16 protein-coding genes are annotated in these 12396 nt (G+C 60.5%); 8 read left to right on the top strand and 8 right to left on the bottom strand.

Annotated elements, in window-relative coordinates; genetic code table 11:
• Positions 1-320: 320 nt before the first annotated feature.
• Positions 321-1283, top strand: coding sequence for an ImmA/IrrE family metallo-endopeptidase (locus tag CKW35_RS04305; RefSeq protein WP_095115191.1), 963 nt, complete (start codon positions 321-323; stop codon positions 1281-1283).
• A 40-nt stretch (positions 1284-1323) separates the two neighbouring features.
• Here CKW35_RS04305 and CKW35_RS04300 read toward each other — a convergent pair whose 3' ends face one another.
• From CKW35_RS04300 to CKW35_RS04295, 3 genes are all read right to left on the bottom strand, one after another.
• Positions 1324-1836 carry a hypothetical protein gene (locus tag CKW35_RS04300; protein WP_143499749.1) on the bottom strand — a complete coding sequence of 171 codons (513 nt, stop codon included), beginning with the start codon at positions 1834-1836 and terminating at the stop codon, positions 1324-1326.
• A 14-nt stretch (positions 1837-1850) separates the two neighbouring features.
• Complete coding sequence (locus tag CKW35_RS28500) at positions 1851-1979, bottom strand: hypothetical protein (RefSeq protein WP_256583351.1); 129 nt, start codon at positions 1977-1979, stop codon at positions 1851-1853.
• A 136-nt stretch (positions 1980-2115) separates the two neighbouring features.
• Positions 2116-3021, bottom strand: a complete 906-nt coding sequence (locus tag CKW35_RS04295; protein ID WP_095115187.1) for a site-specific integrase — start codon at positions 3019-3021, stop codon at positions 2116-2118.
• A 172-nt stretch (positions 3022-3193) separates the two neighbouring features.
• On the opposite strand from CKW35_RS04295, the gene CKW35_RS04290 reads away from it, so the two are divergent.
• The 4 genes from CKW35_RS04290 to CKW35_RS04275 all read left to right on the top strand — a co-directional run bounded on the left by CKW35_RS04290 (position 3194) and on the right by CKW35_RS04275 (position 6001).
• Positions 3194-3688, top strand: a complete 495-nt coding sequence (locus CKW35_RS04290) for a DNA-binding protein (protein ID WP_060518214.1) — start codon at positions 3194-3196, stop codon at positions 3686-3688.
• Positions 3689-4133: 445 nt separating this feature from the next.
• Entirely contained in the window at positions 4134-4421 is a 288-nt protein-coding gene (locus CKW35_RS27740; RefSeq protein ID WP_143499747.1) for a hypothetical protein, read from the top strand.
• A 575-nt stretch (positions 4422-4996) separates the two neighbouring features.
• Positions 4997-5200 (top strand): hypothetical protein, encoded by a 204-nt coding sequence (locus CKW35_RS04280; RefSeq protein WP_095115183.1) that lies wholly within the window; start codon positions 4997-4999, stop codon positions 5198-5200.
• Between the two features lie 81 nt (positions 5201-5281).
• On the top strand, positions 5282-6001 hold the full coding sequence (locus tag CKW35_RS04275) for a TorF family putative porin (RefSeq protein ID WP_016487384.1): 720 nt from the start codon (positions 5282-5284) through the stop codon (positions 5999-6001).
• A 31-nt stretch (positions 6002-6032) separates the two neighbouring features.
• Here the strand turns inward: CKW35_RS04275 and CKW35_RS04270 are convergent, their stop codons facing one another.
• From CKW35_RS04270 to CKW35_RS04260, 3 genes are all read right to left on the bottom strand, one after another.
• Entirely contained in the window at positions 6033-6443 is a 411-nt protein-coding gene (locus CKW35_RS04270; RefSeq protein WP_095115181.1) for a RidA family protein, read from the bottom strand.
• A gap of 100 nt (positions 6444-6543) precedes the next feature.
• On the bottom strand, positions 6544-6756 hold the full coding sequence (locus CKW35_RS04265; RefSeq protein ID WP_016487386.1) for a PLDc N-terminal domain-containing protein: 213 nt from the start codon (positions 6754-6756) through the stop codon (positions 6544-6546).
• Positions 6757-6949: 193 nt separating this feature from the next.
• On the bottom strand, positions 6950-7420 hold the full coding sequence (locus tag CKW35_RS04260; protein WP_016487387.1) for a hypothetical protein: 471 nt from the start codon (positions 7418-7420) through the stop codon (positions 6950-6952).
• A 158-nt stretch (positions 7421-7578) separates the two neighbouring features.
• On the opposite strand from CKW35_RS04260, the gene CKW35_RS04255 reads away from it, so the two are divergent.
• Positions 7579-8586 (top strand): GlxA family transcriptional regulator, encoded by a 1008-nt coding sequence (locus tag CKW35_RS04255; RefSeq protein ID WP_016487388.1) that lies wholly within the window; start codon positions 7579-7581, stop codon positions 8584-8586.
• 7 nt (positions 8587-8593) lie between these two features.
• Here the strand turns inward: CKW35_RS04255 and CKW35_RS04250 are convergent, their stop codons facing one another.
• Entirely contained in the window at positions 8594-9265 is a 672-nt protein-coding gene (locus CKW35_RS04250; RefSeq protein WP_016487389.1) for a TetR/AcrR family transcriptional regulator, read from the bottom strand.
• A 170-nt stretch (positions 9266-9435) separates the two neighbouring features.
• On the opposite strand from CKW35_RS04250, the gene CKW35_RS04245 reads away from it, so the two are divergent.
• Complete coding sequence (locus tag CKW35_RS04245; protein WP_060518218.1) at positions 9436-10320, top strand: DMT family transporter; 885 nt, start codon at positions 9436-9438, stop codon at positions 10318-10320.
• A 7-nt stretch (positions 10321-10327) separates the two neighbouring features.
• On the opposite strand, the gene CKW35_RS04240 is transcribed toward CKW35_RS04245, so the two are convergent.
• Positions 10328-11212 (bottom strand): hypothetical protein, encoded by an 885-nt coding sequence (locus tag CKW35_RS04240; RefSeq protein ID WP_016487391.1) that lies wholly within the window; start codon positions 11210-11212, stop codon positions 10328-10330.
• A gap of 196 nt (positions 11213-11408) precedes the next feature.
• Between CKW35_RS04240 and CKW35_RS04235 the strand changes: the two genes are divergently transcribed.
• Positions 11409-12389, top strand: a complete 981-nt coding sequence (locus CKW35_RS04235) for an aliphatic sulfonate ABC transporter substrate-binding protein (protein WP_016487392.1) — start codon at positions 11409-11411, stop codon at positions 12387-12389.
• Positions 12390-12396: the final 7 nt, after the last annotated feature.

Below are 12396 nucleotides of genomic sequence, written 5' to 3'. Positions count from 1 at the left end.
CAACATCAACCTCTCAACGCTTTGCTGTGCAGGCTAAGTCCACGAATCGTGAACATTTATTCGTCATTTGTTCCATGCATCCGGAAGTGCGCGTGAAAATCAGTCGCTCGGGGCTCGCAGAAACGGTTGAACGAAAGCGCAACAAACCAAGCGTCAAAACTTGTCGTGATGAATTCGAATTTGCAGAACCAACCTACTTCTAAATTGTCCCCAACATTGGATCCGAAAATGATTTCCGGACCCCGGCTCGCTCGACATAGGCCCTGAACTGAAGCCCTCGCCAGCGATTCTAGGAGGAACGCAGCTGGAGGCTGTGTGCCATGACTTCGATCACCAGCTCTTACCACCCTATTGATGCCGCGATTTTGGGGTGTGACCTTGCTGCCTACCAAGACTATATCTTGCGGGTCGAGTTCGTAGATTTCCCGGCCATCAAGCTGCCGGTGAGGTCGTTCACTGATCCACAACAAATCGCCAGTGCAGGTATCGAGGAAGCAGCCGATGAATGTCGGGAGCTCTGGGGCCTAGGGCGCCGGGCAATTCCAGACCTTGCACTTGCAGTTGAAGGCGCCGGCGTCATCCTGGTTCGGGAGGAAACGGGAATTGCGCCGATTGAAGGGCTATCGGCATGGAGCCACGCACTTCAGCGCCCACTGATCTTGCTTTCAGCCGATAAGGCCAACGGCTTTCGAAGCCGTTTCGACCTCGCGCATGAGCTTGGTCATCTGATTCTCCATAAAGGCATTGATCGTTCTACTGACCCTGAGCGCTATAAGCTGATGGAATCACAAGCTCACCGGTTTGCTGGCGCGTTCCTACTGCCGGCAGAGACTTTTGCGGCCGACGTGAAAACACCGGTCACGCTCGATAGCTTACTGCTGCTTAAGCAACGTTGGGGCGTTTCGGTCGCGGCCATGATCATGCGACTTGAAGCGCTCAAGATCATCGACGCCGACGAAAAGCTTGTACTTTTTAAACGGCGCTCTGCCAGGTGGGGAGCCAAGTCGGAACCAGGTGACGACGCCCGTGTGCCTGAGCAACCTCGTTTGCTCAAACGCACATTTGAGCTCCTGTCATCCTCTGGCGTGATGCCGCTCGAATCCGTCAGCGGGTACATCGGATTAGCCGCAAACGATGTTGAAAAGCTAGCTGGATTACCCGAGCACTACCTTTCAGGCAAAGCGTCAGTGTTCCATCTGGCGAAGCTGAAAAGCATGGTTTCAGGTAATCCGTCGATCAAGACTGGTGAGGCAATCGTAATTCCCTTTAATCGACGCGGGTGAACTGCACCTGGCTTCATTCGTAGCGGGCCTCCCGGCCCGCTCAGTCACTTGAAGGATGCTCTTCGAAATCTTTCAAAAGCTCCAACGCTTCTTGATCCGAAACTCCTCGCATAAACAGCTCGTAGCTTTTCACCTCGTCTGCTGTCTGGACAGTGAGGTCAGGAATCGATCGAATTCCATCAGCAATATCTCTTCGCCTGATCTCCGCAGTACTGACCGTTCCGGCGTTCATATCATAGGAAAGTGAACCGCATTCCTGATTCATGTGCCCGACCAATCCTCCATCGATCATTGCTCCTCCCCGCTTTCTGACCTCATGTTTAGTGAGAGCAGCCCGAATGGTCTCGACCTGGATGAACAGTAGAGAAGTCTTCAGGATTAACGGATAGTCTAACAGGGCCTGAATCTCATTGGTTTCCTGCAACGCTGTGAAATTCGTGTAACCGGTTCCATACCAAGCTCCGCGAACGGCTATCGGCGCTGAGTGGCGTTCTACAGGACAGCGGCTTTGATACGCAGGCCAAATAGTCCGCAAATAAAAAGCAGCTCTCACGAGCTGCTTTTGTATTACTCCCCCTTTTTATGCTTGTGGGGTTTCAGGTCCGGGGGGTCTTTTTGCTTTTCAGGCGTGACTCTCTGCCTTTTGTCCGATGTGCCATCTTCGTTGGATTGTTTCGGGCCTGGCTTGATGCTCATGCGAAATTTCCTTTATCGCGTGCGGCTATTTACATAATACAGCTTCGTAAAGCTGTCAAAGCGAAGCATCACAGAAGCGTTGTCCGTAGGAGCTCGATGCAGGAGACAACCCCCCGATCAAGATTCTGATAGAAACTCAACGCGCCCACTCGCCGAACGGTGCGTTGGACTCAATGTAGCGGGCGGCCGATTGCACGTCACACCACCCGACATACGCCATCAATGCCTCTGTGCTCCACTGATTACGGCTGGCCCAGGTCGCGAAGCCACGACGCAGCGAATGCGCCGAATAGCCCTCGGCCTCGATCCCGCTGCGCAATAGCGCACGGCGCAACAGACGCGACACGCTGTTGGCATTAAGTGGCTGCGCGTTGAGATGCCCCCAGCGATCAATCCTGCGGAACAGCGGCCCCTGCTGAATACCACTGAGCAGCAGCCACTGTTCAGTGGCTTGGACCGGACACAGGCGCTTCAGCGCCGGCATGGTCAGATTGCGTCCACGGTTGTCCCGGTCGGTCTTGCTGCTGGGCAGGAACAGCTGCATCCCCTCACCCGCCTCGATCCGCACGTGTTCCGCCTGCAGCCGGCACAGTTCATCGCCACGAAAGGCCCGCCAGAAGCCGAGCAGGATCAGGGCCTGGTCACGGGCGGCACGCAGTCGAAGTGCGGGTAGTGCACTGTGCACGTCGGCGCTCAAGCCCTCGATGCTGGCCTCCAGCACCTTGAGCTGCAACGCCGGCGCCTGTTTCACCGGCTGCGGGTGCAGCGCCTGGATGCCGCGCAGGGTGTCGCGCACCTGCGCCGCCTTGGTCGGATCGACAAAGCCGCGCTGCTGGTGCCATTGGGCGAGTGCCGCCAGGTTCGTGCGCAACGTGCTGGCCGACAGCCGTGCACTGTAGGCCGCCAGGTAGTGCATCACGCTGACGCTCGACGCCGGCAGCAGCCCGCCCCACTCCCCTTCGAAATGTTCAATGGCCTGAGCATAACGGCGCGCGGTGCTGGCCCGGCGTGCCGCCTGCTGATAGCGCTCCGCGTCGCTCACCTGACCTCCCGTGTACCGCGTTCAAGCGCGAAATCCGCTCAAACCTCCTCTCACGTTCGAGAATTCAGCATTCTCGAACGTCAGTTCGTCAGTCGGCATCACCCCACCGATAGGCCAAACGTACCTGTACGCGCATACTGCTTGTACGGTATGAAATCGTCGGAGTCCGCAGATGGCGCGTGCCGGTATTAACAAGGCTTTGGTGCAACGGGCGCGGGATGCCCTGCTCGCCCGCGGTGAACACCCGAGCATCGAAGCAGTGCGGGTGGAACTGGGCAACACCGGCTCGAAAAGCACGATCGTCCGCTATCTGCAGGAGCTGCAGGCAGCCGAGCCACATCCACCGGTGGTCAGCGTGGATGACGAGCTACAAACCTTTATTAGCAGTCTAGCCCAGCGCCTTGCCGCCGATGCCCACGCATCTGTAGCAGCAGATCGCGCACGCCTACAGCGGCAGCAAGCCGGCTACGAGCAACAGCGGGCGATCGATCAAGCTCGCTTCGAGCAGCTGCAACTCGCCCATGGCGCACTCTCCACAGAGCGGCGGGAAGCTCAGCAACGGGAAAACGCATTGCAGCGACAGGTCCAGCAGCTTGAAGGTGAACGCCAACGCCTGCTTGCGGGTGAACAGCATGCCGCGCAACTGCTAAAAGAACGCGCGCAATAATATTCGCGTGTGGTCAATGACTGTTCGATACTTTTTCGATACTGGCAGAATCGTCCAAAGGGCAGAGATAATGTGTAGACAATCTCAGATCACAGGTCTTCTGGTCTGCGTTGTTACTCATACGCTGGCACAGATTTGGGCCTGCAGTCATAGCAGCCAGGCGTTTGTACGGCAGGTAAGGGCGCGTCTTGTCGAACGATATCCGTGGCTCGATTTCAGCGAAAAAAGCAGTGATTCATGGCGAAAGATGTGGGCTGGCCATCCTGTCAGAGCATGGCGAATGCAGAAGCTAGCGGAAATTGAGCCAGGGCTACTCCGCATCTTGAATGATCCTCTATGGCAAGTGCTGCATGTCCTCTGGGAGGAGCGTCGTCCTTGCAATGCTCTGGCGCACACTCTCTATCAAGCTTGCTTCGATGGCAGACCGTTACGCTGTGAGACGGCCATGCGGCGACTGTTCGACTGCCCTGCTTGGTGCCATCTCTGTATCGCACTTGCCCTGCTGGGCAGTGAATCGGACAGGATGATAGCGATGCGGAAATGGTTACAGCGGGATTTTCTCAGCTATCTGCTTTTGATATGCATGCTGGAGCCAGGCTGCTACGTAAGGGCGCGGTTATATGAATTGCTTGATGGGTTGATCCTGCGGCAGATGATTCCACCGATCGATGGTTGGCCTGCGGACGTGGCTGGCTTTCTTGAAGAGTGCCAAGCCCTGGAGGATTTCGGCTAGTGGCTTAAGGATCTGGCGGTCAGTGATGGCTGGAATCCACTGACATGCGCTTGGGTTCACCTCAAGTGGCCCGATAGGGCGCAGCGCGATCTTGCCCGGGGGAATGGCATCGATGATTTTCGGGCAACAATTACATGCCAGGATAAGCGGCGCGTCGCCGCCGCTTGGGCACGCCATCAGGCGTTGGCACCCTATTGGCTAGGCCGTGACTCGCCATCATTCACAGCGTTTAATCTGCTGTGAGGAAAGAAGCTGCGTCGGGGTGTCGACCATCAGAGGACGTATTGGAATTGCCCTTCAACCGAGGGGGATCGGGAGCGTTAAGTTCGTCACCCTGGGTTCCCATCAGGTTGAAGCGGGAGCTGAGCGGGCCGTAGCAGGTCACGCAGTTGGGCCACCAACTTGGCTTGGGCCCTCAAGGCGCGCGGAAGCAAGCCTTCAAACACACGCAGTTGAAGCGGCCCACCTCACTAACCTGGCTCCATCGATTCGAACCTGGCGAATCCCCTGCATCCCGGAGCTGCTCGATGACTACCTAGGCCCGCTTCTTCCTCGCTATCCTGGCCACAACCTGCATGGCTGTACTGGCTGGCTGTGCCAACCACCCTGAGCTGCGCGCGTACAGCGCCGAAGAAACCCGCCAACTGCAACTGGAAGCGTTGCAGCGCCGCGGTCTGTCCCTGGACGATTACGAGCAGCAACGGCGGGTGGTCCAGCGTGCCGGCAACCTGCCAGTGGTGACCGAAGTTGCCGATGCAGACCGTTCGACCAAAGGCTGAGTCGGCCACGCTACGGTTCCCTCCTTGAACCTGCGCAGGTATGCTCTACCGCTCAACCGCAAGCCTTCCAGGACGGAGACCATGACCAGGCCCTTTCTGTTGCTGAGTGCTGCATTGCTATTCAGCCCAGTGCTGCTGGCCCAGCAGATAAAACGCGAACTGGGCGACTTCGACTTCACCCTCGGCACCACACCCTCGCGCAGCATGGCCCAAGGCCTTATCTCACCCAGTGCCGTCGGTGCATTCCACGGTGGGCTCGACTTCAACCATGCCAGTGGCTGGTACCTGGGCCAGTACGCCCCCAGCATGGGTGTTACCCCCAACTCGACCCTGCGCCTGGACAGCTACCTGGGCTACAAGCACCATTTCGACAGCAGCCTGGGTTATGAAGTGGGGTTGATCCATTACAGCCAGCCGACAATCGCAGGCCCCGACAGTTATGCCCTGTACGGCGGCATCTCGGTGCTGGGCAACCGCTTCGGCGGCGCGTTGCGCGACAACCCCGGCAACCGCACCGGGACCTTGTTCGCCGACTTTGGCCAACTGCCGCTGTTCGATGTCGACCTCACCGTCAAGCTCGCCCATCATCGCCTGGGCACGCCGTTCACCATTGGCGACGGCAGCCAGGTAAATGGCTTTTCTGACTGGTCGCTTGAGCTGTCGCGGCCTTGGCTTGGTATCGACCTTAACCTTATCTACAGCAACTCCAGCCTCAGTGGCGGCAGTTGCGATGCGTATTCGGGCATCAATACCTATTGCGACAGCGTGGTCACGCTCAAGGCGCAGCGCAGTTTCTTCTAGCGCCTCAATGTCCTGACCACAGCATCCGGCGCTAAAGCGCTGCCACAGCTTCGATTTCCACCAACATGCCATCCAGCGCCAGGCGCGGTACCGGGATCAGTGTGCAGGTCGGTTTCATGTGTGGGCCCCACGCCCTGTCGGCTTCGGCCACCCATTGGCACAAACGCGCTTCGGAGTGCTCGACAATGAGCAGGGTCAGCTTGAATACCTGGGCCAGGCTGGCGCCTCTGGACGCCAGGGCCAGCTCAACGTTCGCCAGCGCCTGACGGGCCTGTTCGGCAAACAATGGCGATAACCGGCCGTTGCTGTCCTCCCCGCCCTGGCCGGCGATGAACAGCAGGCGGCTGCCAGCGCGCACTTCGGCGACATGGGAATAGGCATTGCCACTGGGGTCGTACAGGCCCTCAGGGTTGCCAAGCTGGAATGCGGTTGTTTGGGTCATGACAAGGCCTCACTCGGTTGAAAGAGCGGAGCAGTATCGGACCTTGAGTTAACTTGAGGTCAAGGGCGCAGAGCGCGCCCTGCGCCTGACGCTGGCGCGGTCATTTTTCCTGCAGCACTGCCCTGCCCTTCACCGCCCGCGGCCCACGCCAGGCCCAGAACAACAACCCAGGGAAGGGTGCGTAGACCACGAATACGACCCACAGCATCTTGCGCTCGGCGCGCCGATCACTGCCGATGATGTGCCAGATGGCCCAGATTTCCAGCAGGATGACCAAGGCTGCGATGATGATCCAGATCGTTCCTGTTTCCATAACCACTCTCCCGTTTGGCATGTAATGCGTTGGGTTGCTAGTCGCGCTGAGGGTTCAGATTGATTTGATCACGGGCTCTGTGGGCGCGAGCGCTTCCTGCGAAGCAGGCTGCACAGTGGATGGCACGGGCTTCGCCCGTTTTCGCGGTCCCACAATGACCACGATAGCCTATAGATTTACGAGGTGAATGCCCTCAATGCTGCGCAGCCTTCTCCAGCGCCGCCTTCAACGCTGCGGCATCGGCAAAAGACTGCTGGCTCACCAGCACGCCCTGCTGCAGTTGCAACCACTGCACCTGGCCATCCTGCCCGGAATAACGGCTGGCCACGCGCCCGTCCCGGTCGAGCAGCACCCGGTAGGTGTAATCGCGCATGGCGGGGATGGCGAACAGCTTGCTGATCAGCGCCGGCATGCGCTGGATATCGGCAACAAATACGGCATCGCGCGCCTCGAGGTAGCCCTTGGGCTGCTGGGCCAGCGCCGCCTTGACCAACTTGGCACCGTCCATGTCGCGGGCCACCAGCAGAATGTGCGTGCTGTTATCGAGGCTGTAGGCTTGATCATGCTGGTCGAGCAGCGTCCATGGGGCCAGCTTCTCGCCCGGCTCCAGGGCATTGGCCAGCAGTGGAAGCAGGCTGAACAACAGGGCAATGGCGTACTTCATCTAGGGCGTCCTCAGTGGCAGTGGGCAGCATGGCGGCAATGGGCCAAGGCAGACAGGTTGCCTGAACACGACCTGAAATACGACACGCCCACCCGGGACATTGTCTTTCCCCCGGCCACCGGCCACACTCTGGGACCAGCCAGGAAGCGGAGTCCAGAGTGCCCACGCCACGACAGTTCAGCAAGAAGACCAGCACCAGCAACATGCTGCGGCTCAAAACCAGCAGCGCCAATGCCCAGGCGCCTTACCGGGTCGACTTCGTCCTGCTCGAACACTTCTCGATGGCCAGCTTCACCGTTGCCATGGACGTGCTGGTCACGGCTAACCTGCTACGCGCCGACAGTTTTCAATTCACCCCACTGTCGATGGAGGGCGACCGGGTAACCAGCGACCTGGGGTTGGAGCTGGTCGCCACCGAGCTGTCCGCCGGGGCGCTGAAGGCGCTGGACCTGCTGGTGATCTGTGGCGGCTTGCGCACGCCTCTGAAGTACCCTGAACTCGACCGCCTGCTGGACGACTGCGCCGCCCACGGCATGGCCCTGGGCGGCCTGTGGAACGGTGCCTGGTTTCTTGGCCGCGCCGGGGTGCTGGACGACTATGGCTGCAGTATCCACCCCGAGCAGCGCGCCAGCCTGTCGGAGCGCAGCCCGCAAACACGCATCACGCCGGCCAGTTTCACCCTCGACCGCGACCGCCTCAGCGCCGCCAGCCCCAATGGCGCCATGGAGCTGATGCTGGGCCTGGTGCGCCGGCTGTATGGTGACGGGCTGGCCGAAGGCGTGGAGGAAATCCTGTCGTTCTCCGGGGCTCGCTACCGCCAGGTTGGCCCGGGGGCGAAGAAATCCATGAGCCTGCACCTGCGCACCATCGTCGAGCTGATGGAAAACAACCTGGAAGAAACCCTCAGCCTGGATCAGCTGGCCGCCTACAGCGGGCGCTCGCGCCGGCAGATCGACCGCCTGTTCCAGGCTCAGTTGGGCACCTCGCCACGGCGCTACTACATGGAGTTGCGCATCACCAAAAGCCGCCGGCTGCTGCAGTATTCGGACCTGTCGGTGATGGACGTTGCAGTGGCCTGCGGGTTTGTTTCCGTGTCGCACTTCAGCAAGTGCTATGCGGCATATTTCGGCTACCCGCCGTCGCGCGAGCAACGGCTGGGCGAGTAAACGGCGTTCAGGCGCGGATATAGCGCAATACTGCGTCACAAATCATGGCTTTGTGGCGCAGCTTGACCTGGTCATCAGACAGGTCAATCTGGAAGATCTCGCCAAAGGTGTGGCGGTTGGACACCCGGTAGAAACAGAACGAGCTCATCAGCATGTGCAGGTCGATAACCTCGATGCCGGTGCGGAACACACCTTCCTGCACGCCACGGTGCAGTGTGTTGCCCAGGGCCTCGAGCACCAGGCTGCTCATTTCACGGATCGCCGGCGACTGCTTGACGTACTCGCCGTAATGGATGTTTTCGGTGCAGATGATCCGCACGAAATCGACGTTGCGGTCATGGTGATCGAAGGTGAACTCCACCAGCCGGCGGATCGCCTGCTCAGCCGGCAACGACTCCAGGTCCAGGCTCTGCTCAGTCTTGCGGATATCGCCGTACAGCTTCACCAGGCACTCGCAGTACAGCTGCTCCTTGCTGCCGAAGTAGTAGTAGATCATGCGCTTGGAGGTAGCGGTACGCTCGGCGATGGCGTCGACACGTGCGCCGGCCAGCCCTTGCTGGACAAACTCGTTGATGGCCGCCTGGAGGATGTCCTCGCGCGTTTTCTCGGGGTTGTTCTTGCGCGTTTTGCGCGCCCCCCCGGTTTCAGGCTGGCCAAGGCTCACTACGGAATCACTCATACCCACTCACAGGCTACTTATTGGAATAGCGGGGATTATCCGTGAGCGCGGCCATGCAGGGAAGCACGCTGTTGGTCGAGTAGCCATAATGCATCGCGGCTGGCCGGCCTTGATATTGCGCCCTGCAACCCGCTAGCCTGCCTGCCCCTGCCATGGATGGACCCTGCCTCATGCAACCACGCGATCTCGCCGCCTACCTGTTCCTGGCCATAGCCTGGGGCTTTTCGTTCCTGGTGTTGCTCAAGGTGGTGCATGCCTTTGGCTGGGTGGGCGCGGTCAGCCTGCGGGCACTGATTGCCAGCGGCACCCTGGCGCTCCTGGCAGCCCTGCTAGGCCGCCCAATGCGCCTGCGCCCGCTGCTGGTACCCTTGCTGGTGGTGGGAGCGACCACGGTGGCCGGGCAACTGATCGGCATGTCGTACGCCACCCCACGCATCGGCACCGCGATGGCAGCTATTTTTGTCGCCACCATTCCGCTGTTCTCGATGCTGATCGGGCGGGTCTGGGGCCTGGAGAAAATCACCCTGCAAGGCCTGGCCGGGCTGCTGCTGGGCATTGCCGGCATCGCCATCCTGGTCGGTTTTCCGGCCCGGCCGATTGATGACGACTTCATCCACGGCTGCATAGCGTCGCTGCTGGGCGCCATCAGCGCCGCCTACGGCAGCAATTACGCCAGCCTGCACCTGCGCGGCCAGGACCCGTGGACGGTCACCGGCGGCGCGTTCCTGGCTGGCGGGTTGATGACCCTGCCGCTGTTGCTGGTAGTTCCCGTGCCCAGTGTGCCACAGGCAAGCGACTGGCTTTACCTGTTGATTAGCGGCGCAGTGATGAGCGCGACCACCTACGTACTGTACTTTGGCCTGGTGGCACGTATCGGTGCCACCCGCGCCATCAGCGTGGAGTTCGTGGTCACCCTCGTGGCAGTGCTGGTCGGCGCGGTGTTCCTCAATGAAGCCCTGAGCCTGTTGCAGGCAGTGGGAGGCCTGGTAATTCTGCTTGGTTGCATGCTGGTGCTGGGCCTGCTGCCAGGGCGCGTGCGGCGCCTGCCCAGCTAGCGCCGGCTCAGTCGCGCTGGGCGGTGTCGTGCGTCGGTGGCGGCGTCAGGTGCAGCACGCGGTTACGCCCGCCTTCGGCCAACAGGTAGCCGCCCTTGCCGTCCGCCACGATCGACTGCGGCGCCTTGAGGAAGGTCAGCATGGTGTGCTGGACGCCGTCAGCGTCGATGAGCAACAAGCGTGCGCGGTGGGTGTTGTCTTCGCTGACCCACAGGCCACGCGGGTCACAGAACAGAAAGGTAGGGTTGCGCAACCCCTCGGCCACAACCGGGTCCTGGCCATCGTCGGACAGGGCGCGAACCTTGCCATTGGCTTTTTCGGTGTACAGCAAGCGGCCGTCGTTACAGCGGGCAAGGCCTTCGGTTTCGGTCAGGCCGGAACGCAACACCTCAAGCTGGCCGCTGGCCCAGTCATAACGCATCAAGCGGCCATTGCCCTTGCGGTCTTCGATGGCATACAGGTGGTCGCCGTCGTTCCACAGCCCCTGCACGCTTTCACCGTCGAACAGGTGGGTAACCTGACCATCGCGGGCCAGGCTCACCGGCGCCTGACCGCCTTCCTGGCTGAACACCCAACCGCCTTGTGCCGCGACCATGCCGTCGGGCTTCGACAGGCTGTCGATAACCACTACGCGGTCGCCTGTCGCGGTGATCTTGAGGATGCTGCCTCGGCCATCATCCAGTTCGCGGCTGACCAGCAGGCTGCCATCCGCTTGCGGCAACAACGATGCGGCCTTGGCCACATCACGATGCAGCACCTGGACATCCCAACCAGCGGCAGCCTGGACCGGGTAGAAACTCTGCCAGGCGAAAAAACCCAAGGTGGCGGCGAGCAAACCGGTAGTGGCAGTCAGGGCGATGCGGGCGCTGCGTTGGCGCAGGAATTGCGGCATGTAGGGCTCCTCGGAATGCCGGGGATGCTAGCAAGCGAATGTGAAAAAAATGTCGAAAGCATGCAAATCGTTACAAAACAAAAGGATATAAAAATAACAAAAAAATCTAACGAAACGGAATATAAAAATTGAAAGCCAAACGCCATCTCCTTAGGCTGGGCCCATCGTTTACCACCCGGTCTGAAGGAGCATCCCCATGCCAATCCGTGCCTTTTCCCCCCTGCGCCGCCTGTTGATTGGCGGCCTGCTGGCCAGTGTCGCCAGTGCCCTGCTGCCGTGGTCCGAAGCCCTGGCCGACGACGCCAAGACCCTTCGCATCGGTTACCAAAAGTTCAACAGCATCAACATTCTCAAAGGCAGCGGCGCCCTGGAAAAGGCCCTGGCCCCGCAAGGCGTGAAGGTGAGCTGGCACGAGTTTGCCGCCGGCCCACAGCTGCTCGAGGCCCTGAGCACGGGCGCCATCGACCTCGGCCACGCCGCCGACGCACCGTCGGTGTTCGCCCAGGCCGCCGGCAAACCGGTGGTGTACCTGGCCGCCGAACAGCCCTACCCACGCGGCATCGGCCTGGTGGTACGCGAGCAGGACCACCTGACTGGCGTGCAGGACCTGAAAGGCAAACGCGTGGCCACCGGCCGTGGCTGGAATGCCCAGTACCTGCTGGCTGTCGCCCTGCAACAGGCTGGCCTGAGTTACCAGGACATCACCCCCGCCTACGTCAACAATGCCGCCGATGCCGTGGCCGCCTTGCAGTCGGGAAGCGTGCAGGCCGTGACCCTGTGGGACCCGTTCCTCGCCGCTGCAGAAAGCCAGCCAGGCCTGAAGAACCTGCGTGACGGCAGCGGCCTGTCCAACAACCGCACCTTCTACCTGTCCACCGCCAGCTACGCCGACCAGCACCGTGCGCTGCTGAAAACCTTCTTTACCGAACTGGGCAAAGTCAGCCAGTGGGCCAACGCCAAACCCGCAGAGGTTGCCGCACTGCTGGCCCCGCAGCTGGGCATCAACGCCAACGTGCTTGAAGTGGCCAGCGAGCGCCGTAACTACAACGCCGTGGCCATCACCCCGCAGATCGTCGCCGAGCAACAGAAACTCGCTGACACCTTCCAGGGCCTGGGCCTGATTCCACACAAGCTGCAGGTGGCCGACGCGGTCTACCCGGCTTCCGTATTGCCTTGAGTGGAGC

It is taken from the genome of Pseudomonas sp. Irchel 3F3, from assembly GCF_900187545.1.
In the GTDB taxonomy this organism is placed as follows: domain Bacteria; phylum Pseudomonadota; class Gammaproteobacteria; order Pseudomonadales; family Pseudomonadaceae; genus Aquipseudomonas; species Aquipseudomonas fortuita.
The sequence above is the reverse complement of the archived record's forward strand: the minus strand, read 5'-3'. Positions and strand labels throughout refer to the sequence as shown.